The 23,053-nt window shown below is 38.1% G+C and carries 24 protein-coding genes; 22 read left to right on the top strand and 2 right to left on the bottom strand.

Annotation, left to right across the window (positions count from 1 at the left end; genetic code table 11):
- Positions 1 to 83: 83 nt before the first annotated feature.
- The 10 genes from LGQ02_RS19260 to LGQ02_RS19215 all read left to right on the top strand — a co-directional run bounded on the left by LGQ02_RS19260 (position 84) and on the right by LGQ02_RS19215 (position 8,949).
- Complete coding sequence (locus tag LGQ02_RS19260) at positions 84 to 848, top strand: IclR family transcriptional regulator (protein WP_226515899.1); 765 nt, start codon at positions 84 to 86, stop codon at positions 846 to 848.
- Between the two features lie 69 nt (positions 849 to 917).
- Positions 918 to 1,382 (top strand): RidA family protein, encoded by a 465-nt coding sequence (locus LGQ02_RS19255; RefSeq protein WP_226515898.1) that lies wholly within the window; start codon positions 918 to 920, stop codon positions 1,380 to 1,382.
- Between the two features lie 11 nt (positions 1,383 to 1,393).
- Positions 1,394 to 2,338: a sugar kinase gene (locus LGQ02_RS19250; RefSeq protein ID WP_226515897.1), complete on the top strand. Its 945-nt coding sequence runs from the start codon at positions 1,394 to 1,396 to the stop codon at positions 2,336 to 2,338.
- 11 nt (positions 2,339 to 2,349) lie between these two features.
- Positions 2,350 to 2,985 carry a bifunctional 4-hydroxy-2-oxoglutarate aldolase/2-dehydro-3-deoxy-phosphogluconate aldolase gene (locus tag LGQ02_RS19245; RefSeq protein WP_226515896.1) on the top strand — a complete coding sequence of 212 codons (636 nt, stop codon included), beginning with the start codon at positions 2,350 to 2,352 and terminating at the stop codon, positions 2,983 to 2,985.
- Positions 2,985 to 3,359, top strand: coding sequence for a hypothetical protein (locus LGQ02_RS19240; RefSeq protein ID WP_226515895.1), 375 nt, complete (start codon positions 2,985 to 2,987; stop codon positions 3,357 to 3,359). The genes LGQ02_RS19245 and LGQ02_RS19240 overlap by 1 nt, the downstream gene beginning before the upstream one ends.
- On the top strand, positions 3,334 to 4,809 hold the full coding sequence (locus LGQ02_RS19235) for a sodium:solute symporter family protein (protein ID WP_226515894.1): 1,476 nt from the start codon (positions 3,334 to 3,336) through the stop codon (positions 4,807 to 4,809). The genes LGQ02_RS19240 and LGQ02_RS19235 overlap by 26 nt, the downstream gene beginning before the upstream one ends.
- Positions 4,810 to 4,882: 73 nt before the next feature.
- Complete coding sequence (locus tag LGQ02_RS19230) at positions 4,883 to 5,914, top strand: Gfo/Idh/MocA family protein (RefSeq protein ID WP_226515893.1); 1,032 nt, start codon at positions 4,883 to 4,885, stop codon at positions 5,912 to 5,914.
- A complete protein-coding gene (locus tag LGQ02_RS19225) occupies positions 5,901 to 6,632 on the top strand; it encodes an MBL fold metallo-hydrolase (RefSeq protein WP_226518380.1) in 732 nt (243 codons plus the stop codon). The genes LGQ02_RS19230 and LGQ02_RS19225 overlap by 14 nt, the downstream gene beginning before the upstream one ends.
- Before the next feature lie 14 nt (positions 6,633 to 6,646).
- Positions 6,647 to 7,819, top strand: coding sequence for a M20 family metallopeptidase (locus tag LGQ02_RS19220; RefSeq protein ID WP_226515892.1), 1,173 nt, complete (start codon positions 6,647 to 6,649; stop codon positions 7,817 to 7,819).
- 11 nt (positions 7,820 to 7,830) lie between these two features.
- A complete protein-coding gene (locus LGQ02_RS19215) occupies positions 7,831 to 8,949 on the top strand; it encodes an aminotransferase class V-fold PLP-dependent enzyme (protein WP_226515891.1) in 1,119 nt (372 codons plus the stop codon).
- 253 nt (positions 8,950 to 9,202) lie between these two features.
- Here the strand turns inward: LGQ02_RS19215 and LGQ02_RS19210 are convergent, their stop codons facing one another.
- Positions 9,203 to 9,976, bottom strand: a complete 774-nt coding sequence (locus LGQ02_RS19210; RefSeq protein ID WP_226515890.1) for a response regulator transcription factor — start codon at positions 9,974 to 9,976, stop codon at positions 9,203 to 9,205.
- Complete coding sequence (locus LGQ02_RS19205; protein ID WP_226515889.1) at positions 9,969 to 11,720, bottom strand: sensor histidine kinase; 1,752 nt, start codon at positions 11,718 to 11,720, stop codon at positions 9,969 to 9,971. The genes LGQ02_RS19210 and LGQ02_RS19205 overlap by 8 nt, the downstream gene beginning before the upstream one ends.
- Positions 11,721 to 12,010: 290 nt before the next feature.
- Here LGQ02_RS19205 and LGQ02_RS19200 point away from each other — a divergent pair, with 290 nt between their 5' ends.
- From LGQ02_RS19200 to LGQ02_RS19145, 12 genes are all read left to right on the top strand, one after another.
- On the top strand, positions 12,011 to 13,390 hold the full coding sequence (locus LGQ02_RS19200; protein WP_226515888.1) for an ABC transporter substrate-binding protein: 1,380 nt from the start codon (positions 12,011 to 12,013) through the stop codon (positions 13,388 to 13,390).
- 281 nt (positions 13,391 to 13,671) lie between these two features.
- Positions 13,672 to 14,610, top strand: coding sequence for a carbohydrate ABC transporter permease (locus LGQ02_RS19195; protein WP_226515887.1), 939 nt, complete (start codon positions 13,672 to 13,674; stop codon positions 14,608 to 14,610).
- A 2-nt stretch (positions 14,611 to 14,612) separates the two neighbouring features.
- Positions 14,613 to 15,449, top strand: a complete 837-nt coding sequence (locus LGQ02_RS19190) for a carbohydrate ABC transporter permease (RefSeq protein ID WP_226515886.1) — start codon at positions 14,613 to 14,615, stop codon at positions 15,447 to 15,449.
- Positions 15,450 to 15,630: 181 nt separating this feature from the next.
- Complete coding sequence (locus tag LGQ02_RS19185; RefSeq protein WP_226515885.1) at positions 15,631 to 16,005, top strand: cupin domain-containing protein; 375 nt, start codon at positions 15,631 to 15,633, stop codon at positions 16,003 to 16,005.
- Between the two features lie 23 nt (positions 16,006 to 16,028).
- Positions 16,029 to 17,114, top strand: a complete 1,086-nt coding sequence (locus LGQ02_RS19180) for a Gfo/Idh/MocA family protein (protein ID WP_226515884.1) — start codon at positions 16,029 to 16,031, stop codon at positions 17,112 to 17,114.
- Between the two features lie 42 nt (positions 17,115 to 17,156).
- Positions 17,157 to 18,053 carry a sugar phosphate isomerase/epimerase family protein gene (locus tag LGQ02_RS19175; RefSeq protein WP_226515883.1) on the top strand — a complete coding sequence of 299 codons (897 nt, stop codon included), beginning with the start codon at positions 17,157 to 17,159 and terminating at the stop codon, positions 18,051 to 18,053.
- Positions 18,054 to 18,071: 18 nt separating this feature from the next.
- Positions 18,072 to 19,277: a Tm-1-like ATP-binding domain-containing protein gene (locus LGQ02_RS19170; protein WP_226515882.1), complete on the top strand. Its 1,206-nt coding sequence runs from the start codon at positions 18,072 to 18,074 to the stop codon at positions 19,275 to 19,277.
- Positions 19,278 to 19,294: 17 nt separating this feature from the next.
- Positions 19,295 to 20,116, top strand: a complete 822-nt coding sequence (locus LGQ02_RS19165; protein ID WP_226515881.1) for a phosphoenolpyruvate hydrolase family protein — start codon at positions 19,295 to 19,297, stop codon at positions 20,114 to 20,116.
- Between the two features lie 70 nt (positions 20,117 to 20,186).
- Positions 20,187 to 20,360 carry a XapX domain-containing protein gene (locus LGQ02_RS19160; protein ID WP_226515880.1) on the top strand — a complete coding sequence of 58 codons (174 nt, stop codon included), beginning with the start codon at positions 20,187 to 20,189 and terminating at the stop codon, positions 20,358 to 20,360.
- A 278-nt stretch (positions 20,361 to 20,638) separates the two neighbouring features.
- Entirely contained in the window at positions 20,639 to 21,535 is an 897-nt protein-coding gene (locus LGQ02_RS19155; RefSeq protein WP_226515879.1) for a DMT family transporter, read from the top strand.
- A gap of 159 nt (positions 21,536 to 21,694) precedes the next feature.
- On the top strand, positions 21,695 to 22,165 hold the full coding sequence (locus tag LGQ02_RS19150; protein ID WP_226515878.1) for a VanZ family protein: 471 nt from the start codon (positions 21,695 to 21,697) through the stop codon (positions 22,163 to 22,165).
- A 282-nt stretch (positions 22,166 to 22,447) separates the two neighbouring features.
- On the top strand, positions 22,448 to 23,029 hold the full coding sequence (locus LGQ02_RS19145; RefSeq protein ID WP_226515877.1) for a hypothetical protein: 582 nt from the start codon (positions 22,448 to 22,450) through the stop codon (positions 23,027 to 23,029).
- The last annotated feature ends 24 nt before the right edge of the window (positions 23,030 to 23,053 follow it).

The following is a 23,053-nucleotide window of genomic DNA, read 5'->3' as shown; positions in this document are numbered from 1 at the left end:
AATAGTGGTCAATGTCCTAATATTATCATCAAACGATTATTAAAACGCCTTTTTAAAAAATAAAACGAGTAAAGGGTGGCGCCATGAGTAACTCATTACGTAATACTTCAGTAACAAAATTGCTTAGAATTTTAGAAGAGGTTGTAAATGCTGATCAAGGTATTGGTGTTAGTGAACTTGCTAGAAACTTAGATATGAATAAAAGTACAATATATAGGTTTTTAGCGACATTAGAAGAAGAAGGATACCTTGAACAAGACAATGCAACCCAGCATTACAAAGAAGGAATCAAGATGTTTGAGTTATCATCAAGAGTGATTAACAAAACAAACTGGGTTCAAGATATTAAACCGTATTTATCTGATCTACAAGAGAAAGTTCAAGAAACTGTTCACCTAGGTGTGATAGATAAGGGAGAGGTTATATACATAGATAAAGTAGAATGTGACCGATCCATAAGAATGTACTCCAAAGTAGGGAACAGAGCACCTGTTCATTGTACTGGAATTGGGAAAGCGATCCTGGCCCACATTCAGGGTGAAGAACAGGAAAATATTATTGAGTCTATTGAAATGAAATCGTTTACTGAAAAAACTATAACAAATAAAGATCGTTTCAAGAGACATTTAAAAAAAATTAGAGCTCAAGGTTTTTCGATTGACGACGAAGAACATGAAATGGGAATTCGTTGTGCTGCTGCACCTATTTATAATTACAAAAATGAATTGTTAGGTGCCATTAGTGTTGCAGGCCCTTCTTCAAGAATTAATCAAGATGTTTTAATTGATTTATCACTTGAAGTTAAGGAAGCAAGTCAATTGATTTCACGTAGATTAGGTAATGTTTAAATTTTTTTTGGCCACCAAATGAAACGGAGTTTTAATAATTAAAACAAAAAACAAGAGGAGTGTTTGAACATGTCAAAAGTAGAGCAAAGATTAAAAGAAGTAGGTATTGAGTTACCTGAAGCACCAAAACCAGCAGCTGTATATGTTCCAGCAAAAACATTTGGGAATCTCGTTTATACATCTGGGCAGGATTGCCGTATTGATGGAAAGCTTATGTATGAAGGAAAAGTAGGAAAAGATATTACGTTGGAACAAGGATACGAAGCGTCAAGACAAACGATGGTAAATTGTTTAGCTGTTCTAAAAGGAGAAATTGGAGATTTAGATCGAGTTAAGCAAATTGTAAAAGTATTAGGGTTTGTAAATTCAGCAGAAGGATTTGTTGAGCAACCATACGTCATTAATGGTGCTTCGGAGTTACTTGAAGAAGCCTTTGGTGATAAAGGAAAACATGCAAGATCTGCATTATCAAGTAATGAATTACCGTTTAATACACCAGTGGAAATTGAAATGATTGTAGAACTTTATGAATAGAAGGAGACATTATGATTATTACATTTGGTGAATCAATGATAGCATTTAGCTCGAATGACCAGCTTAGGTTATCGGAAAGTAACAATTACAAATCTTCATGTGCTGGGGCGGAATCAAATGTAAGTATAGCGTTATCAAGACTAGGTCACAAAGTTACATGGGTCAGTAAAGTAGGGGCTGACCCATTTGGCACAAAAATCGTTCGAGAACTACGGGCAGAAGGAGTAGATGTTAGTCACGTAAAGTCAGACACTGAGAAATCTACTGGAATTATGTTCAAACAAAAAAAAGCCCTAACAGATACAGAAGTTTTTTATTATCGAAAAGGCTCAGCTGCAAGCGCTATGAACAATGATGACTTTCCATTTGATGATTTAAGAAACTTTACATTTGTCCACCTAACTGGTATTACCCCTTCATTAAGTGAAACTTGTCGTGAACTTACATTGAAAGTGGTAAAAAAAGCAAAAAAATATGGTGTGAAAGTTAGCTTCGACCCTAATATCCGTAAAAAGCTCTGGAGTAATGAAAAGGCTCGGGCTACGATATTGGAATTATTACCGTATGTAGATATTTTCTTTCCAGGAAGAGAAGAATCAGAGATATTATTTGGTATCAATGACCCCGAGGCTCTAGTAGACATCAATAAGAAGTATGGAATTGAACTGTCAGTTCTAAAAGATGGTGGAAGCGGAGCATGGTTGATTGACCAACAATCGACTTCATTTCATCGGGCGTATTCAGTAGAACATGTGGTTGACGAAGTTGGCGCAGGCGATGCTTTTGCAGCAGGATTTTTACACGGTTACTTAACGAACTCTTCATTGAGTGATTGTATGAAAATTGGGAGTGGGGTCGCAGCCTTTGTTGTTTCAGAAGAAGGCGATACAAAAGGTCTGCCATTTCCTCATGAATTAGAAAGATTCATAGGAGAGGAAAAGACGACCATTCGATAGGAGAGATTGCTTTGTTAAATCAATTAGGAGAAAAGCCAATTATACCGATTCTAAGAGGGTTGAGTATAGAGGACTCGCTATTTACAGTAGATTGTTTAGTAGAATCAGGATTTAATGTCATTGAAATATCGTTAAACCAAGATAATAGTTTGGATGTATTAGATGAAGTAACTAACAGATATAACAATGATTTATTAATTGGTGCCGGTACAGTATTAAATGAACCTTTAGCCAAAGAAGCTTTACGTAGGGGGGCACAATTCTTTTTAAGTCCTCACCTTTCTGAAGAAGTGTTTTCCGTTTCAAAGGAGAAAGACGTTCCTTATATTCCAGGCGCTTTTACTCCGACAGAGATACAAACTGCTATAGAAATGGGAGCAGAAATTGTTAAGGTATTCCCAATAAGAATGTTAGGTCATAAGTATATTTCAGACATTCTTGCCTCAATGAATCATGCCAAGTTACTTCCTGTAGGAGGTGTGTCTGAAGAAAATATTCAAAATATTTTTTCTAGTGGTGCATTTGGTGTAGGGATTGGTAGTAGCCTGACAAAGAATGAGTGGATTTACAACAGAGACCGAGACAAATTAGTGGACTACGGGAAGGACCTTTTAGAAAAATCTTTAAAAGCTAAGGAGGGGTCATAATGGATTTTATTAGTATTTTAATTTTAGGTTCAGTTGTTGTCTTCGGTGTAATTTTGACGATTGGCCCAATTATGGAGATGAGAGGTAAGTTTTTATTTGAAAAGCAAGAAAAGCCTCCAGTAATCAGAGGAAGAGTAGGAATGGGGTTAATGGCGGTAGGGATTATTCTTTTTATAGGAGCTGTTGCTTCTAGAATGTTTTTGGAGTCGGGTACAGTTACTCCTTTTGCAATGTCAGGATACGGTTTATGGATCGTTGGTGGAGTTGTAGCTGTTTGGAGGAATGAACTATTGAAGTTCATGGTACCTGAGTCCATGCACGATTCTCGTTACGAGGAGGAGAGAAAAGATGGAACTAGCAATATCAAATATTGATTTAGGTATAATTATTCTATATGTCATTTTCTCACTTTTTGTGGGGTATTGGGTCTCAAAAAGTGTTGGTAAGTTTGAGGACTTTGCAGTTGCAGGTCGAACATTTGGGCCATTCATGTTAGCGGCAACATTCGCTGCGACAAACTTCTCAACTTGGAGTATGGTCGGTAAGCCAGGTTTAGTGTATGGTAGTGGTGTTCCGATTGCTTGGATTGCATTAAATGCGATGGCATGTGTTCTAGCCGCTGTTATTTTTGTACCGATTTATCGAAAACTAAGATATAATACAATGTCTGAAATTTTTGAAGATCGTTATGATGGAAGAGTTAGAGGACTAATCAGTGTTATTTGGATTTTAGCAGACACCCTAAACAGGTATGGGGTAACAGTGTATGCTGCCGCTGTTATTACAGGATTACTATTTGGTGTAGACATTTATATCATGATTTTACTTATTGCAGCATTAGTATTGTTTTATACTTATTTAGGTGGACTTCGTTCGGTTGTTATTACAGACTCTGTTCAATTTGTCCTGATGTTTTTAGGACTTTTTATTGGAGGCGCTTACATCTTCTATACATTTGGTGGCTGGGGCGGCCTTATGTCTTCGGTACCAGTTGAGTTAACGGAATGGGTACCATCTATGGAGCATGCGAATGGGTGGCCATGGATTATTGCTATGACATTATTAGGTTTCCCGTATTTTATTACGAGCCAATTTGTCATGCAGAGAGGACTAGCTGCTAAATCTGTCAACATTGCACGTTGGGGAATGATCTTTGCAGCTATTGTCGCAATTCCGATTGCTATTTTAGAAGTTTTACCTGGACTTGCTGCTCATTCATTATTGTCATCAGATGCAGTTTCTTCCATGCACTCTGATATGGTTGGGCCACAAGTTTACACAGAATTACTACCTGTTGGGTTACTTGGTATTTTCTTTGCTTCGTTGCTAGCAGCCGGTGTATCTACAGCCGACTCAGCTTTATGTGGTTCATCTTCATTATTTACTGAAGACTTCTATAAAAAATGGAAGCCGAATGAAAGTGGAGAGCATTATTTAAAAGTATCAAGGCTGACAACGGTTGTATTATCAGTTATCGGTATTTTATGGGCGATGCTTGTTCCATTATTAGGTGGAGCAGTTGATGCCATTCTAAACGTTATTGCGATTACAGACATGCCAATTTTCGTCATTATTTGTTTAGCGATCTTCTGGAGACAAATGAAAGCAACAGCTGCTGTTATTGCCATCTTAGCTGGTACGATTAGTGGTCTAACAGTTTCTATATTAGGAGCTGGTGGGATTCAAGGGTTAGCTGTAACTACTGCTACAAGTACTTTTACTACACTCATTGTAGGAGTCATCTTGAGTTTAATTATTAGTAGAGATAATAAAGAAGAACAAAGAGTTTCTGAATTCTTTGAGAAGATTGCAAATACAAAATAGAAAATATGGGACAGGGATGTATGATCCCTGTCTCTTAAACATCAATAAGTGTCGATAAGGAGTTTAAAAAGCTATGACTGAACTAAAAACGTGGAACTTTGCTGTAATAGGTACGGGTGTTTTCGGTGAAGAGCATATGAAAATGATAGAAAGTCATCCAAAAGCAACATTGTGGGGGATTTGTGACCAAAGGAAAGAAAGACTTGAAGAACTAGGCGAAAAATATCATGTTCAAAATTTATTTCAAGACGCTGACGAACTACTATCGCATGATGAATGTGATGTCGTCATTATTGCAACTGATGAATCGAGCCACCTGACTTTAACAGAATTGGCTGTAAACAAAGGGAAACATGTCCTATTAGAAAAGCCTGTTTGTCTAAGTAAGGAGGATGGTAGAAAGCTATTATCTACAACGAAATCCTACGATAAACTCGTGTTACCTGCACATATTTTAAGGTATGACTCTTCGTACGCTAAAGTAAAGGAACAATTAGATGATCATCGTTTAGGGAGTCTACATTCTATTAAGTTTAAACGAAACGTTCCTATAGAAAGGTTTTCATTACACTCGAGGACTCACCCTGTATTTATGTCCCTTTCTCATGATATTGACTTAATGATTTGGTATACAGGAAAAAAGCCAAAATCCGTTTATGCTAAACAAAAGAAAATCACAGAAGATAACGATGCTGCTGGAATTATTTTTGCCATCATCGAGCTTGAGGACGGAACGTTATGTCAGCTTGAAACACAGTGGTGCTTACCAAATGAATATGGTCAATATTTAGATGTCGAAATGGAAGTTATGGGGACCGATGGGCACCTCGTTCTAAAATATCCTGGTGACAATCTGAAGGTAATGGCAAAGGGTCAATTAAGTCAGCCAGATACTTCTTTAGCAACTAGTGTACATGGAATACCGAATGGTGCATTAGCGAATCAATTGGATGGTTATATACGTTGCTTGGATGGGGAATCGTCCTCTCCAGTCATTAATATGGAGGAAGCCGTCACAGGAGTCGCCATTTGTGAAGCGATTATTGAAGCGTGCGAAACGGAAAAAGAGATCATTTGGAGGGACTTTTTTGATGAGGTTAACTAAACATGTTTATTTAGTTGGTAGTGGTGAGATCGGTGTGTCTCATCAAAATGACTGTCATGTCTATTTAATTGATACGGAAGAAGAAGCTGTCTTAATTGATGCAGGAGTAGGGTTAGATACACAAACGATTATTCAAAATGTAGAACAGTATATTCCCTTTGAAAAGGTTACAAAGGTCATCTTAACTCATACACATGCTGATCACGGTGGTGGAGCCCCCGACTTTCAACAACTCGGCAAGCAAGTGGTTGTACCTGAGATAGAAGCAGAGCTGATGACCAACCATGAAGACGATGTTGAACTTGCTTTACAATTAGCGAAGAATGCAGGAGCTTATCCTTCTGATTATTCATTTAAATACTTTGAGCCAGATCAATTAGTAAAAGATTGTGATGAGCTAAAAGTTGGCGATTTAACTTTAAAAGCTATCCAAGTACGTGGACATAGTCCGGGATTGTCATGTTATTTCTTAGAGGAATCTGACGGAAATAAGGTCCTCTTCTCTTCTGATGCTGTTTTTGCTCATGGTTTACTAGGTCTATTAAATGCACCAGGTTCATCTTTACAAGATTATCGAGAAGACTTTCATAAAATAGAAAACTTGAATGTCGATACTTTGTTGCCAGGTCATCGATTATTTATTTTAAAAAGAGGTAATGAACACATTCAAAATGGAGCTGAACAACTTACTAAAGTTTTTACTCCTAATATGTTTTAGGGTGGTGAAAAGCATTGAACAGATGGCAGGAAAAAACAAAAGTTTTATTAGAGCAGCTAGTAAATACGCCTAGTGTTAACCCGAGAGATAATGAATTAATAGAAGGAGAAGCGAATGTAGCCGAGAAACTGATTGAATATGTAAAAGAAAATATCCCTGAAGCTGTAATTGAAACGCAGCCCGTATTAAATGACCGCTATAATGTCGTTATTAAATATGAAGTTTCTGATAACCTCCCTACGGTTCTACTTGAAAGTCATCTCGATACCGTTGAAGTCGATCAAATGATTATCGAACCCTTTAAGATGACTGAAAAAGATCAAAAATGGTGGGGGAGAGGGGTTTGTGATGCTAAAGGTCAGCTTGCAAGTATGATTATCGGTTTGGAAAAAGCGATTTCTGATAATAAACCTTTGTCGATGAATGTAATCATTGCTGCCGTCGTAGATGAAGAACATTTACACCGAGGCGTCGATGAACTTGTTAATCTGAACCCGAAGGCTGACTTTTCAATTGTTGGAGAACCAACAAAGTTACGTTTAGGCGGCGTACATAAAGGAAGTATTCGCTTTAAAATTGAAACGTCAGGCATTCCAGCTCATAGTGCTACACCATGGGATGGCGAAAATGCGATATATTCTATGAGTGACATTATTCAATGTATAAAATCCAAAGTTGTTCCTGAAGTGGAAAAAAAGGTCCATCCATTAATTGGGCCTAGCTCTGTTAGTGTAAACCTCATCAGTGGCGGTGAACAAGTAAATGCTGTGCCAGGGAAATGTGAAATTCATGTTGATCGTAGATTGAACCCTGGTGAGAACTGGGAAGAAGCATATGTAAGTATTAAAGAAACATTAAAAAGGGAGCTTACTGATGCTACATATTCAAATACAGTTTTCAAGGACCCGTATTTAATTGATCCGGCTTTAGATAACGAATTAGATGATTTAAATATTCAAGAATTTCAAACGTTTTTAAGCAATCATCATCTTAATTCTGATGTAATCGGATTACCTTTTGGGTGTGATGCAAGTAAAGTTGTTAAAGCGATTACACCAACCATTGTTTTTGGCCCTGGAAGTATTGAACAAGCTCATACGAAAGATGAGTTCATTGAAATAGAGCAAATCATGAAGGCGGTTCACCTATATGCCGATTTCATGTGTAATGGTCAACTGAAACAGTAAGGAGATAGACAATGAGTGATGTGACAATTAACAACTTTAGAAAAGGGATGAAAGTTTTAGATCAATGTTTATATCTTGACCATGGCGCAATGTCTCCTCTACACCAACGTGTACTAGAAGGTGTCCAAACGTTTCATGAAGAAAGAGCGATGTTTGGAAATAACTTTTCTAAGTGGTGGGAAGAAGTTGATGAAGTTCGTGGAATGGTCGCTTCTACAATTAAGGCTAAACCAAAAGAAATAGGCTTTTATTGGAATACATCTAGTGCAATTAACCTTATCGCTCATTCACTGAATCTCCAAGAGGGGGATGAAGTTCTCATTACAGATGAAGAATTTCCGTCTAATGTGTATCCGTGGATGAAGCTGGAGGAAGAAAAAAATATTAAGCGAAAAATCGTTCAACATATTGATGGACGAGCGGATATAAATCAATTTAAAGAAGCAATCACAGAAAAAACGAAAGTAGTTAGTGTGAGCTGGGTCATGGCTTCTAATGGAAATAAACTCGATTTAGAAGAAATCGGAACACTCTGTAAGGAGAACGGAATTATTTTCATCGTAGACGCTATACAAGGTTACATGACAGAACCTTTGGATGTGAACAAAATACAAGCTGACTTTGTTGTGAGTGGTTTTTTTAAATGGGCAATGGGGCCAGATGGCCTTTCCTTTATCTATATTAATGAAGAATTGCTCGATCAAATCAATATACCGTTTATTGGTTGGGCTAGCATGAAAGAAAGGTTTAACTATAGTGATATTAAAATGGATATTGACCAATCTGCTAGGTCTATTGAAACCGGAAATATGAATTTTTCAGCTATTAGAGGATTAAGGGAATCCTTGTTGTTACTAGATGAATATCAAACCCTTATCCCAGAACGAATAAAGAAATTAACTTCGTTATTAAGAGAAGGTCTTATGTCGGTGGAGCATATTAACATGCATTCCCCAACAATTGATCAAAAAAATTGGTCCGGAATAACATCATTTAGTGGGATTGACCCAACCACATTAACAAATCATAACATCAAAATAAATGTAAGGTCAGGAATTAGAGTGTCCCCACACTTTTACAACACAGAAGAAGAAATCGTGCACCTATTGGATATTATTAAAAATGGATAAGTAGTGTTAGGATCTGAGTGCATGATTCGGTACCAGTAACTTCCCGTATTTTGTCGAATAGCAATCGAGAAGACAGCTCTACTTAAGAAGGATTTTTATATTAGAAGACCTCACTATGTGTGTCATAGTGAGGTTTTGAATTTCGTTTTCGTGAAGCTTCAGGATATATTGAATCATAAATCGATAGCGAAAGGCCAGTGTCCTGACCCCCATTTCGCAAAACCTTTACCGCAATGGGGACCAGGAACCAAACTCACATGACTTCCCGTGTTTTTATTTTAAACCTTTGTCGGTAGTCTTTTGGTGTACAACCGTGTGATTTCTTAAAAACCTTCATAAAGTGTTTCGGATCAGTGTATCCGACTCTTTCGCTAATCTCATAGATTTTCAGTACAGGGTTTTCTAAGAGTGTGGCAGCCTTTTTCATTCTTACATTTGTTAAATATTTTAAAAATGATTCACCTGTCACAGATTTAAACAGCTGTCCTAAGTAGTGATCACTTAGATGCACTCGTTCTGCTAATTGTTTTAATGTTAGAGGTTCCATGTAGTTAGAATTGATATAATTGATCGTGCTTGTAATCACTCTTTCTTGCTGTGTTTGACTCTGTTTTATATCATCGATGTCATTGGACAGGGGCTCTTGAGGCGGGGCGAGATATTCTTCTTTTACTTTCTGTACTGTTTCTAATAACTCAGTTGTGTCAATCGGTTTTAATAAATATCCCCTGGCATTGTAACGCATCGCTTCTTGTGCATAAGTGAATTCTTCAAATCCGCTCATAATAATGACGTTCGTTTTTATTTGCTCATCATAAATATGTTTCGTAAGAGCGATTCCATCCATTTCTGGCATGCGTATATCTGTTAGGATAATATCTATTTTCTCCTTTTTTAACCAAAATAACGCTTCTTTTCCATTCGCTGCAGATCCAACCACATCAATGTGTAAGTCCAACCATTCTTCCATATGCTTTAAACTGTCAGTAATCATCCAATCATCATCAACAATTAGCATTTTATTCATTTGTTTCGCTCCTTTGAGGGATGGTAATGGTTACAACAGTGCCTTTTGCTTCTTCACTATCAATCGAAATACCATAAGAAAGTCCATAATGTAAATGAATACGTGATTGGACATTATACAGGCCAATTCGTTTTTTATATTTTGTAAGTTCACTTGAATCATCCTTAAGCCTACTTCTGATCTCCCTAAGCTTCTTGGGAGAAATCCCACTCCCATTATCTGTTACTGTAAAAATAATACATTGATTGTCCATTTTGCCCTTAATCTCAATGTCACCTTTTGTTTGTTGAGGGTCGATCCCATGTAAAATGGCATTTTCAACGATCGGTTGAAGGATCCACTTTAACATGTGCTTATCGTATAACTCATCTTCAATATCAATGTTGTAGTCAAGGCTTTGCCGCATGCGCTTTTGCTGAAGCTCCAAATAGTTATTCGTGTACATGATTTCTTGACGCACTGGAATCATTTCATCAAAAGAGCTAATGCTTAAGCGTAATAGTCTTCCTAGTAAAACGATGAGGTGACTAATTTCATGCTCTTTCTTCTTTCTAGCTAAAGAATTAATCGATTCTAACGTGTTATAGACAAAGTGCGGGTTTATTTGTAATTGCAATGCTGTGATTTCCGCTTCTCTTTTTAATTTTTCTTCTTTTTCCACGGACTTGATCAACGCTTTGATTTGTACGAGCATATGGTTAAAACCTTTGGCTAAGTCTCCAATGACATCTTTTGAATTCGTAATAAATCTTTCTTCAAAGTTGCCGCTTTCTACCTCCTTCATTTTTTTCTGTAAGTTATAAATAGGATTTGAGATTTGTTTCGTTACGAATAATGAAGCCAAGATACAAACGATAACACTAACGATAATCGTATAAAGGAAGAAGTTTCTCGTATCATACACTGGTTTGAAAAAATTACCGACTTCAAAATACTCAACGATTGTCCAGCCGGTTGAAGGAACCTTTTGTTTGTAAATGATAAACTCTTTGTTTTCCTCATTTTGAATAATACCCCCGGAATTACTAGAGGAGATGGTATGATAGGAAAAAGTAAACGTTTCGTTTTCGGAGTATACAATTTTTTCATCATTATAAATAAGCGTTCCTGCAATATCAGTTTCATTATACTGAATATTCGTAATATTTGAAACAGATTCTTCGGTAAGGTCGATGATAATATAACTAGAGTTTAATTTATTGTCCCACCCTTGATAAACAAAGGAATAAACAGGTGTATCGTTATTCATGTTACTGTAATTTCTAGTATGCAATGGAGTAAGGGCCGGGTAAGATAGACCTTCTATCGATGGAAACCAGTCAGATTGATAGAAAGTGTTTGCGGTTATGTTGAGTGCTAAAGGGTAGCCATAGTTGTAAATGAAACCAGATTCATTGATGATCGTGATGCCTTCGAATGCTGGAAATATATTTTCTATACTGACTAACAATTGGTCTAATTCAAGAAATAATTGTTGGTGCCTTCGATCGTTGTCATTTTCGCTAAAAGTAGAAAACACTTTATTATGAACGATTCCGCTGCTTATTCGTTCTAAGTCATGAAAAAGCTGATCGAGTGCGTCTACTTTCTGATCCAAAATATAAGAAGCATGATAATCTAAATTATCCGTCATACTTTTTGAGGTGTTATTGTACGTAATGAGTCCGACGATACTTAAAGGAATAATGGAAATAATCAACAAACAAAATAACAATTTAAAGAATAAAGAGTGAAAAAACTTCATAAGACACCTCCTTTTTTGCAATTTTGTAAGAGATCCCCTTAAGCTTTACAAAAGAAATGAAATTAAGGGCGCATCATTGGCCCTTTTTAAGTAAGCGTTTGCAAGGATTATAATGATATATTTATATTCTAGCAAGTGAATCGACAAAAAAAGATGATTTATGCGAAAACTTTTACCCACTTTTATCACCGAAACGCCCTCTTTCAATACGTTATGAAAGCGCTTAATATAAGTTTTAATCGATGCTAACTGTGAAAGTAGGTTTGCATTAAAAAAAGGAGGTATGAATAATGATACGAACGTTCGTGAGAGCATCACTGTTATGTATGTTTTTGTTAATGCTAGTAGTTTTCGTTGCATGTCAGTCTCCGTCAGGTAGTTCCAGTGTAGAAGGTGAGAGTGAAGAGCAAGCAACGGGAGGGCAAAGTGACGGTGAACAGGAGTCCTCGGTAGATGAAGAAAACACGCTGCAGTTACTAATTCCTAACTACTACAATGATGTGGAACGAGAGCAATGGGGGCAGGTAGTGGATCGTTTCAAAGAATTAAATCCTGATATTGACGTTGTATTAGAAACAGGCGATGTTCGGGTAGAGTCTGGAAGTTTAACAGCATTGTTACAGTCTGAAGTAAATACGCCTGACGTGATTCTTATGAATGCTGGGCCAAGTCGTATTTCTGTTTTGTCACAAGGGGAATTAATTAAACCGCTAGATGACACCTATGAAGCAAACCAATGGGAGAATGCTGTTCGTCCATTTGCATACGACTTGATTGCTGGTGGCGACCATATCTATGAAGTACCTCACATGGTAGATGCAATTGCCCACTTCTATAACATTGATGTGTTTGACGAGTATGGATTGGACGTCCCTGAGACTGCCGATGAATACATTGATTTACTAGAAACGTTAGCGGAAGAATCTGGTATTGACCCAATTACAGTAGGTGCGAGAAATGGTTATGCCATTGGCTGGTTATTTGGGGTTATGTTAGAAGCAATGGCAGGGACAGAGAAATTAGAGGAGATTTTCTTTGAAGATGGAAAGTGGAATGATCCAGAAGTCGTGGAAGTAGCAACGGCTATGACAGAATGGCTAGATAAAGGGTATATCTCACAAGATGCCGTTACATTACAAGAGACAGATTCAAAGTTTAAATTTTTAAATAAACAAGCAGCCATCTATACAGGTGGGACGTATCTGATTACAGATTTAGCTGAAGAAGGTTTGCATGATAGTGTCGGATTCTTTATGGCGCCATCGTTTATCGATGGGGAAGAAGCAAAACCGACAGGTGGAATTGGCCAATCATGGGTCGTACCAACCGGTGCAAATAACGAGGATGCAGCTGAGTTATGGTTAGACTATATTCTTTCTAGTGACTATGCCGAAATTGTTTATAGCTTCCCAGATTACAACTTTATTCTTGCATCTACTGCTTCGATGGATGTAGAGCCGGTTGGCGATGTTTTACGTGATGCAGCTATTGATGTTGCGGACGGGTCAGGTTATAACCCAAGTGTGTTTATTGGTGTAGAAACAGGTGAAGCCTATTTCCAAAACTTACAAGGGTTAGTCGGAGACTTAACGACGCCAGAAGAAGCAATGAACGCGATTGAAGAAGCGGCTCAAGCAGACAAAGCAAATGGATTCCAATTAAAAAGATAGGATCAATTCTCATAACAAAGCGAAGGTGTTTTCTAAATTGATAGAAGGCACCTTCGTTTTCTATTCTTGACTAGTTTTGGGTTTGGGTTCATTCATTTTTTCTACGAATATACCCACTTTTATCAACGAAATGGCTCCTTTCATTAACTGAAAAATCAGATTATTATCTTAAATAAAGAAACAGAGGTGAGGGGGGATAATGTTGTTTATTACATGTAAAGTACCTTGTCATGAATGCGCTTTCAGGCGGACCGAAATTAACCCGAGAGGAGAGTTTGCTTATGAGTACGAGTTTACAAACTGTAAGTGTTAAGGTTCAAAAACAAAACAAAGTTAAAGCACAAAGAATAAATAAGCTAAAAAGAATTGCCGTTATTGCATCTTTTTTATCACCAGCACTGATCCTTTATGGGGCTTTTATGCTTTACCCAATGGCAGATGCCGTTCGCTATAGTTTATTTGATTGGAATGGGACATCACCAACAATGAATTTTGTAGGGCTGGACAACTATGCAAGGTTAGCAACAGATGGTCTTTTTTATAGGGCATTAGGTAACAACTTACTGTGGGTTGTTTTAAGTTTAACCTTAATGGTCATTCCAACTTTAGTCCTCGCTGTACTGATTAGTAAGGTGAAAAGAGGTAAAACCTTTTTCAGGGCAGCATTCTATCTGCCGAGTGTATTGTCGCTTGCCGTTGTAGGGGTATTGTGGTCCAAAATTTATGATCCGACAATGGGGCCAATTAACATTTTTCTCCGGGCCATAGGACTGGATTTTATGGCAAGAAATTGGCTTGGTGAGCAAATGTTTGTCATTCCTGCCTTAGTAATTGCTAGTACATGGGCGTTTTATGGGTTGTACATGATTTTATTTTTAGCAGGGTTACAAAGTATTGAGCCGCAAATGTATGAGGCAGCAGATATTGACGGAGCAGGTCCAATCAGAAAGTTTTGGTATATAACCGTGCCGAGCCTGCGTAACACAATGAACGTTGTCATTAGTATGGTGATCATTCATGCGTTAAAAGGTTTTGCATTGATCTGGATAATGACACAAGGCGGACCTTTCTACATGAGTGAGGTTGTATCTACCTTAGTTTATAAAACGGCATTCAGTATGAACCAAGTAAGTTACGCAACAGCACAAAGTGTAATCTTAGGGATTATCATCATTATCTTTACGATCGGGTTTAACTACTACAGAGAAAGGACTGAGTAACAATGGAGAGAACAATGTCAAGAAAGTCGTCATCACAAATGATGATATGGGTCGTCTTGTTTTTACTATTATCATTAATCATCGCCCCCATTATTTACGCTGTTTTAGCTAGCTTTAAAACAAATATGGAAATCTTCTCTTCTCCTTTTTCTTTACCTAGTAACTGGAGCTTCGAAAATATTATTAATGCCTGGCAAGTAGGGAATTTTCAGCAATATATCATTAACAGTGCAGTTGTAACGATAGGCGGAATGCTTGTTGTAGCTTTAGTTGCAAGTCCTGCGGGTTACGCATTTTCACAATTAACGTTTAAGGGAAACAACTTGATCTTCTATATTGTCTTGTTAGGAATGGCGTTGCCTGTTCAAGCGATTATTATTCCGATCTTTTTCCACTTAAGATCAATGGGGTTAGTAAATACATTAACCGGTCTTACGCTTGTTTCGGCTGCTTTAGCCTTGCCATTCTCCATTTTTTTGATGAGAAACACATTTCGAGATGTTCCAAAGGCAATGCGTGAGTCTGCAATGATCGACGGTGCAGGAGAATGGAGAATCTTCTGGACAGTGATGCTTCCGTTAGCGAAGCCGGGGTTAGTAGCATTGTTAATCTTTACATTTATGAATATATGGAATGACTTCTTACTGCCGTTAGTTCTCTTAATGTCACAGGGGAAGTATACGATATCACTTGGTCTATATTCATTCCAAGGAGAAATGGCAACGAACTATGCACTTATTTTTGGCGGAACGGTAATCAGTATGATTCCAAGTATCATTGTCTATTTAATATTCCAGCGCTCCTTTATTGAAGGAATGTCGAGTGGTGCTAATAAGTAAAACAGGTGGCTAAAAAAGTGAAATCTACATTTTGACCACTTTTTTAAAAGGAATACCTCATTGGTAAGCGCTTTATATCAATTTAAAATAATAGTTAACAAATCTTTTATTGCACAAGTTTTGTACGAAAGGATGTGCAATAAGATTTATTTAAAATCTTGAAAAAGCGGGGGATTATATCATGACTAGTAATCAAAAAAGTGCAACAATTACAGATTTAAATGAAGAGCGTTATTTACTACCGATGGATTGGGGCGGTATTCAATGGCTTTGCGGAGAGGATATCGATCCAGACAGTGAAATGACATTCGGAATGGTATTTATTAATGCAGGCGAAGAAAATCCACGTCACATCCATCCGAATTGTGAAGAAGTGATCTTTGTGTTATCAGGCGAATGTGATCATACCCTTGGTGATGAAACGTACCACTTAAAACCAGGAATGATGTTACGAATACCAAGAAATATCCCTCATAATGCGAAAGTTACGAGCTGGGAACCTTGCCGAATGATTATCGCTTATTCAGCACCTGACAGACAAACGATTGGAGAATAAAAAGAGGAGGAGGGAATTCACTTATGGCAAATATTAAATTCAATTACGAGTATACCAATAAGATTAATGCTGGATTTATTGGGTGTGGTGCTCACTCGTTTCGTAACGTTTACCCGACATTTGATTATGCGCCAGTCGAATTAGTCGCTGTCTGTGACTTGAATTTAGAAAGAGCAGAACTATACAGAAAACGATTTGGTGCAGACCGTGCATATACCGATTATCTTGAAATGATGAGAAAAGAAGACCTTGATGCTATTTTTGTTGTATTGAACTTTGATAAAAATGGGCGTCCGATTTATCCGAAAATTTTACCGGATATTATGAAAGCAGGCATTCCAGTCTGGGTAGAGAAGCCCATTTCTTATACGACAAAAGAAGCGGAAGAATTAATGGAATTACAAGCAAAACATAATGTGCAAGTCCTTGTTTCTAACAAACGATACTTTTATCCATCATTCGAAGGGGCGAAAAAGATCGTAGAGAGTGAAAAGTTCGGAGGCGCGACCTCGATTACAGGACGTTATCCGTTAACGTTGACTCCTTTTAATGAAGAGTTAGGAGAGCGGGAAGGCTTACACTGGTTTTTAGATATTTGTCACCCAGTTTCCGGTATGCAGTATTTGATGGGCGATATTGATGAAATGTGTTTTGTCGATCATCAGCCAAGTGGTAATGTACACACATTATTTAAGTTTAAATCTGGTGCGATCGGCAGTTTGCACTTACCGTCCACTCAATCAGAAACAAGCCCTAATGAAAATTACGAGGTGATTGGAAATAAGGAAAACATTATCATCGATAATGCGATACGACTGGGTTATTACCAAGGTAAAAAAGGCAGCGGTGAATACGGAAAGGCACCTTCCTTTATTGGTGACGATCCATCGAACGGACCGGTGCACTGGGAGCCAGAATTCTCATTAGGACAGCTGCATAATAAGAACTTATTTACGCAAGGGATGGTTCAAAGTGTAAACCATTTTGCAGAATCAGTGTTAGAAAATAAACAAGTCGAACGTGCCACGTTACGTGATGCATGGCATTTGACGCAAGTCTTCGAAGCCTATAAAGACAATAAAGCTGGCAACTGGATTAAGATCGGATAATGTTGAGTGCAAATGATGGAATCAAGGTGGGGGGAGAACTTTATGAAGTTTAGTGTTGTGACAGATATGTTAGGGATAGAGTCATTTGATGAAGCGTTACAAACAGCCAAGGAGCTGGGCTTTGATTATGTTGAGCTTCGTGCAAAATTAGACGGCGATACAATAGATTCGATCTCTGTTGAGAAGGCAAAGCAATTAGGAGAAAAAGTTAAAGAACATGGATTGGAAGTTGCCACTCTCAGTTCGTGGGCCGTAAATTCTTGTACGTTTTCTGGACCGCCTAAATACGATAATTACGATGAAAACCACCATGATGAAATGACGAAACAATTAGACCGATTATTCAATTTAGCAGATGCTTTTTCTGCACCAAACGTCCGAATTTATTCTTTATACAGGTATCCTGATTTCGATACTTGGTCAGAGGAAAAAAAGGAAAAGGAATATAAGCACAATGCTGAAGTTTTAAAGAAACATGCAGAACATGCACAAAGAAGAGGGAAAGTCATTTTAGTAGAAAACGAACCGCCAACGTTAACGAACAATTGCGTAGAACTCGGAAAGCTAGTGCAATATGCGGATCATCCGCATTTGAAGTTAAATTGGGATATTGTTAACGGCTGGCGATCTGGTGAATATCCAACTGTGGAATTATATGAACATATTAAAGGAAACGTTGCTTCTGTTCACTTAAAAGGAGCTTCGAGAGTTGTCAATTCTGTAACTGACGATATGCCTGAGGGCAGGTTTAATAACTTTGCGATAGCCGGTCATGATGACTTTAAACATGAAGCAGTTTTAAATGCGCTTACAGAGGGGGATCCAAACGTCATTTTGACGATCGATACACACTATCCTTCCTTCTATCAGCAAGACAAAATAGGAGAGGCAGAAGTTGTGCGTCAAACCAAGGAGTTCTTTGAAGGCATACTCGGATAACTGAAAGGGGGATCAACAATGGGAAAAAAAGTGCTTGTTATTGGAACGCTTGATACGAAAAAAGACGAGTTTCTCTATGTAAAAGATATTCTAGAGAGTAATAACCAGACGGTTTTGTTAATGAACACAGGAATCTATGATACATCTATTCCTGGAGACATCACGAGTAGTGAAGTTGCTGAAGCTGGCGGGGTTTCCTTGCAAGAGCTTCGTGATAAAAATGACCGCGGAACAGCTGTTGCCACAATGACAAAAGGTGCTGCGAGTATTGTCTCAACATTACTAGAAGAGAATGAAATATCAGGAATCTTCGGTATGGGCGGGACGGCTGGAACAACAGTTGCTGCGACAGCGATGAGGAATGCCCCAGTAGGTTTGCCGAAAATCCTCGTCTCTACAGTTGCATCTGGTAATACAAGACCTTATGTAGGTGATAAAGATATTACGATGATGTATTCTGTTGTCGATATCGCAGGGATTAACGGCTTATCGGCTGAAATTTTGAAAAACGCTGCAAATGCATTAAGCGGAATGGTTCAAGGAGCTGAAAAAGGGCCAAAAGTAGAAAGTAAGCCGATGATTGCGGCAACGATGTTTGGTGTGACGACACCATGTGTGACGAAAACAAGAGAATTATTAGAAGACCAAGGATATGATGTCTTAGTATTTCATGCCACAGGTACAGGTGGCGATGCGATGGAATCGTTAATTCAAGATGGTTTCATCGAAGGGGTCGTAGATATTACGACAACCGAGTTTGCTGATCGCTTAGTTGGTGGGATTTTTAGCGCTGGAGATGACAGGTTGGAAAGCGCGGGGAAAATAGGTATTCCGCAAGTCGTTTCTGTAGGTGCACTAGATATGGTTAATTTCGGTCCGCCAGAAACTGTGCCAGAGCAATTTAAAGATCGTTTATTTTACCAGCATAACCCTACGACGACATTAATGAGAACGACAGTAGAAGAGAACAAGCAATTAGGTAAGCTGATTGCTGAAAAATTAAATAAAGCGGAAAGCAAAACAGTTGTTATTCTTCCAAAAGGCGGTGTTTCCTTATTAGATAAGGAAGGGCAAGCATTTGAAGGGAACGAACAAAGAGAGGTACTGTATGCGAGCATTAAAGAAAATTTGAATGAAAATATTCCATATATTGAAGTGGAAGAGGACATAAATGATCCGTCAGTTTCTGAGTTAATCGTTAAAGAATTATTGCAGTTCATGTAAATGGAGGGGTGGTTGAAGTGGCAGTTGCAAGAGAGGAAGTTTTAAGAAGACTAAGAGAAAATGTTAATGATGGTACAGCTATTATCGGTGGAGGCGCTGGTACTGGACTTTCAGCAAAAAGTGCAGAAATGGGCGGCATTGACTTAATTATTATTTATAACTCAGGAAGATATCGTATGGCAGGAAGAGGGTCCTTAGCAGGCCTGATGCCATATGGGGATGCGAACCAAATTGTCGTTGAAATGGGGCATGAAGTGCTTACCATTGTCGAAGATACACCTGTTTTAGCTGGTGTTTGTGGTACAGATCCATTCCGAGATATGGGACATTTCTTAAAGCAATTGAAGGATATGGGTTTTTCAGGTGTGCAAAATTTCCCTACCGTTGGCTTATGCGACGGACAATTCCGCCAAAACTTAGAAGAAACAGGGATGGGTTATGACCTTGAAGTAGAAATGATCCGAAAAGCGAGCGAATTAGGTTTATTTACTTCTCCGTATGTATTCAATAAAGAAGATGCGATTAAGATGGCTGAAGCAGGAGCAGACATGCTAGTAGCACACGTCGGCTTAACGACGAAAGGAGCAATTGGCGCTCAGACTGCATTAAGTCTTGAGGATTCCGTGAATTTAGTTCAAGAAATTCATGATGCAGGAAAATCAGTCAATGAAGATATTATCGTCATTTGCCACGGTGGCCCAATTTCAGAGCCAGAAGATGCAAAGTATGTACTCGAGCGTACAAGAGGCGTATCAGGATTCTTTGGAGCTTCAAGTGTAGAAAGGCTACCTACAGAAGTTGCAATATCGGAACAAGTGAAACGATTTAAAAATATTTGAAAGCGTGGGGACGGTTCTCGTGCTTCCGACATTTTATAGTAACGGAAAATCACTTTAAATAGGTGAGTGAATGATACAAATTTTATTAGCCATCATTTCAGGAATTATTGTGGGCTTTTTGTTTGCTCTAATCAAGCTGCCAGTGCCAGCTCCACCTGCGATTTCTGGAATTGCTGGGATATTGGGGATTTATCTAGGCTATAAACTCTACAACTATATGATCCCTTTTATAGACAAACTATAACAACAATGCCAATTAGTCACTACTTGCCAATGGAAATGCCAAGTAGTGACTTTTACGTTTTTATAGAAAGGTTGGATATGTGCAAGAGATGAGCTTTGAAACTAATAGATTCTATCTTGATGTATGGAGTCGCTGTACTCCCACAAGTGAACTTTTTAGGGGTTCGTTAATGTTGATGCGGGCATTCTATTATTTTTTTATAAGTTTAACAAAGTTTTTTCGGTGCTTTAGATGATCAATCGCTTAGTTCCTTTACCATTATTGCGAGGTGGAGAAAGATGAAAATGGCATTATTATACATGATGTTAATCGTAACAATGGCTATATGGGGTTTTAATATTGTTGCTATTAAAGTTCTTGTCTCGACTTTTCCTACTTTAACGATCACAGCATTGAGAGTTTTTTCAGCTTTACTTTTCATTTTGCCTTTACTTTTCATTCGACCCTCATGGAAAAAGATCTCGAGGAGGGATGGGTTATTTTTAATCGGTATTTCTCTTACTACAATCGTAGGGCATCAAGTGTTCATGTCGGTAGGGCTAAATTACACTTCTGCTGTTAATGGCGGGCTAATACTTGGTACGGTGCCAATCGTTACATCAATAGGAGCGGCATTGTTTCTGCAAGAACGCTTTAATATACATAAAGTAACCGGTGTTATTTTAGGGTTTTGTGGTGTGGTCGTCATTATTTTAGCGGGTTCGAATTACAAGTTTACGATCTCACTAGGGGATTTGTTGTTTTGCTGCACAGTTATTGTTCAAGCGATTGGCTTTATTTTAGTCAAAAAGATATCAGATACTGTGGACACCTTTGTTATTACAGGAATCAGTCAATTTTTCGGTGGGGGCATACTATTTTTTGTAAGTGTCTTTGCTGAACCTGCCGGTATTTACCAACTTGGTCAAGGAAATTGGCAAATTTGGATGGTATTTATCTTTTCGGGAGTCATTGCAACTGGAGCGGGCCATTATTTGTATAATCTTTCAATACGAGAGATTGGTGCAGGAAAATCGGCTATTTTCTTAAACCTTACACCGTTTTTCGCCATTTTAGGATCTTACATCTTTTTAAAAGAATCGATATTACTGGGACATTGGCTTGGTTTTTTTCTAGTCGTAACAGGTGTGTTGTTTGGGACAGGGGTCATAAAGAGTATTTTTATAGCCGGGTGAGGAGTAGGATGCCAGTCACTATTAGGGGGCTTGGGCTGATTGGGTACCTGATCCCGGGACGTTGTGGGTAGGAAGCATGGGGACGGTTCTTGTGCTTCCGAAGCAGTGGAACCGTCCCCACGCTTCCCCTTAGATTTTCATGAAAAGGAATTGAGTTGTATGTTTAAAGTCATTTCTTGGGTCGCTGTCATTCTTTGGATGGCGTTGATCTTTTATTTGTCTCATCAGCCGGCGGGGGAATCAAGTGAGCTTAGTTCAGGAGTAACGGCTTTGATTCTATCAATCATTGAGGGTATTGTTCCTGCTGCCGTAAATGTGGACTTCGACATTTTTCATTTTTATATTCGAAAAGGGGCACATTTCGCCGCCTATTTTGTGCTCGGCTTATTCGTTGTCAATGCTTTGTATGCGAGCGGTGTTAAGGGCTTGCGCAGTGTATTGGTGGCCCTTCTCATTAGTGTGTTGTATGCCGCTTCGGATGAGTATCACCAGACATTTATACCGGGAAGGTCTGGAGAGGTGAGTGATGTTCTTATAGACGCAATCGGATCCGCGACAGGGATTGTTTGCTATTTGCTTGCAGTGAAACTGAAGCACTTGGGGACGGTTCGTCTGCTACGAAAACGGTGATGTCATGTTAGTACAAAACACTAATGATATGGGGAATGCTCGCAGGTGTGTTGAAGTATTAATATGCAAATTTAATATGATTTTCAAATGTGGACGAATGGGTGAGCTCATTCGTCTTTTATTTTTTAGAGAGATTGAGAGAATTGGGGTTGGAGAAGCTCATTACTAAGAAAGTTGTAAAGAGAGCTGGGATAAAATTCACATAATGTTCAAATCTACCTATACACAACAATGGTTCTATAGTATCATAATGATATTAATTTTTTCAAAAGGAGGAAAAATATGAAAGCACCTTTTAGTTCTAGATTTATTAAACGAATTCTACTATTTTTTGGTTTATATTTTGGGGTTCTTATTATTTCAAATACTATTTTCTCTTCGATAGTAGCAGTTTTCGGTATGTCGCTCTCGATGTTATTGATCCCTGGTTATCCGCTTTATTTTATTATCAAGCGTAATAAAGATCAGATGAAATGTTCTTCTTTAATAAGGGAACAGTATCAACAACAGACGAGGTATATAGCAGAAGCTTATCACCCTTCATTAGAATGGGGATATCTTACGTTAACGGACTCTTCTCTTATTTTTATTCCGAAAAAAGGGGGTATCATGAATATTGGCTTGAACAATATTAAGAATTATGGCTCTAAAGCCTTGGGTACTGGGGATTTTACTACGACAACAGCGCCTATTGGTGGAGGTATCCATATGAGTGGGACGAGTGAAAACAAGTCTCCAGTCTTCTATGTTGAAGCAAATGGTGAAACTCAATTTTGGCATTGTCAGAAAAACAGTAAAATGTTTGATAAAGTTAAAAGTTACCGTGGTGACAATAAGCCAGGTGAAGCTAAAGTTAATTTTTAATAACATAAGGTACATATAGGGTAA

Source organism: Bacillus shivajii (assembly GCF_020519665.1).
Taxonomy (GTDB): Bacteria; Bacillota; Bacilli; order Bacillales; family Salisediminibacteriaceae; genus Bacillus_CA; species Bacillus_CA shivajii.
This window is presented reverse-complemented; position numbering and strand designations above follow the sequence as displayed.

Bases quoted from the DNA above. Each gene is read 5' to 3' on its own strand.
- LGQ02_RS19185 (WP_226515885.1), top strand. From the start codon at position 15,631: ATGACTAGTAATCAAAAAAGTGCAACAATTACAGATTTAAATGAAGAG.
- LGQ02_RS19215 (WP_226515891.1), top strand. From the start codon at position 7,831: ATGAGTGATGTGACAATTAACAACTTTAGAAAAGGGATGAAAGTTTTA.
- LGQ02_RS19160 (WP_226515880.1), top strand. From the start codon at position 20,187: ATGATACAAATTTTATTAGCCATCATTTCAGGAATTATTGTGGGCTTT.
- LGQ02_RS19240 (WP_226515895.1), top strand. From the start codon at position 2,985: ATGGATTTTATTAGTATTTTAATTTTAGGTTCAGTTGTTGTCTTCGGT.
- LGQ02_RS19230 (WP_226515893.1), top strand. From the start codon at position 4,883: ATGACTGAACTAAAAACGTGGAACTTTGCTGTAATAGGTACGGGTGTT.
- LGQ02_RS19250 (WP_226515897.1), top strand. From the start codon at position 1,394: ATGATTATTACATTTGGTGAATCAATGATAGCATTTAGCTCGAATGAC.
- LGQ02_RS19150 (WP_226515878.1), top strand. From the start codon at position 21,695: ATGTTTAAAGTCATTTCTTGGGTCGCTGTCATTCTTTGGATGGCGTTG.
- LGQ02_RS19205 (WP_226515889.1), bottom strand. From the start codon at position 11,720: ATGAAGTTTTTTCACTCTTTATTCTTTAAATTGTTATTTTGTTTGTTG.
- LGQ02_RS19255 (WP_226515898.1), top strand. From the start codon at position 918: ATGTCAAAAGTAGAGCAAAGATTAAAAGAAGTAGGTATTGAGTTACCT.
- LGQ02_RS19145 (WP_226515877.1), top strand. From the start codon at position 22,448: ATGAAAGCACCTTTTAGTTCTAGATTTATTAAACGAATTCTACTATTT.
- LGQ02_RS19235 (WP_226515894.1), top strand. From the start codon at position 3,334: ATGGAACTAGCAATATCAAATATTGATTTAGGTATAATTATTCTATAT.
- LGQ02_RS19155 (WP_226515879.1), top strand. From the start codon at position 20,639: ATGAAAATGGCATTATTATACATGATGTTAATCGTAACAATGGCTATA.
- LGQ02_RS19190 (WP_226515886.1), top strand. From the start codon at position 14,613: ATGGAGAGAACAATGTCAAGAAAGTCGTCATCACAAATGATGATATGG.
- LGQ02_RS19210 (WP_226515890.1), bottom strand. From the start codon at position 9,976: ATGAATAAAATGCTAATTGTTGATGATGATTGGATGATTACTGACAGT.
- LGQ02_RS19170 (WP_226515882.1), top strand. From the start codon at position 18,072: ATGGGAAAAAAAGTGCTTGTTATTGGAACGCTTGATACGAAAAAAGAC.
- LGQ02_RS19195 (WP_226515887.1), top strand. From the start codon at position 13,672: ATGAGTACGAGTTTACAAACTGTAAGTGTTAAGGTTCAAAAACAAAAC.
- LGQ02_RS19180 (WP_226515884.1), top strand. From the start codon at position 16,029: ATGGCAAATATTAAATTCAATTACGAGTATACCAATAAGATTAATGCT.
- LGQ02_RS19200 (WP_226515888.1), top strand. From the start codon at position 12,011: ATGATACGAACGTTCGTGAGAGCATCACTGTTATGTATGTTTTTGTTA.
- LGQ02_RS19260 (WP_226515899.1), top strand. From the start codon at position 84: ATGAGTAACTCATTACGTAATACTTCAGTAACAAAATTGCTTAGAATT.
- LGQ02_RS19225 (WP_226518380.1), top strand. From the start codon at position 5,901: ATGAGGTTAACTAAACATGTTTATTTAGTTGGTAGTGGTGAGATCGGT.
- LGQ02_RS19175 (WP_226515883.1), top strand. From the start codon at position 17,157: ATGAAGTTTAGTGTTGTGACAGATATGTTAGGGATAGAGTCATTTGAT.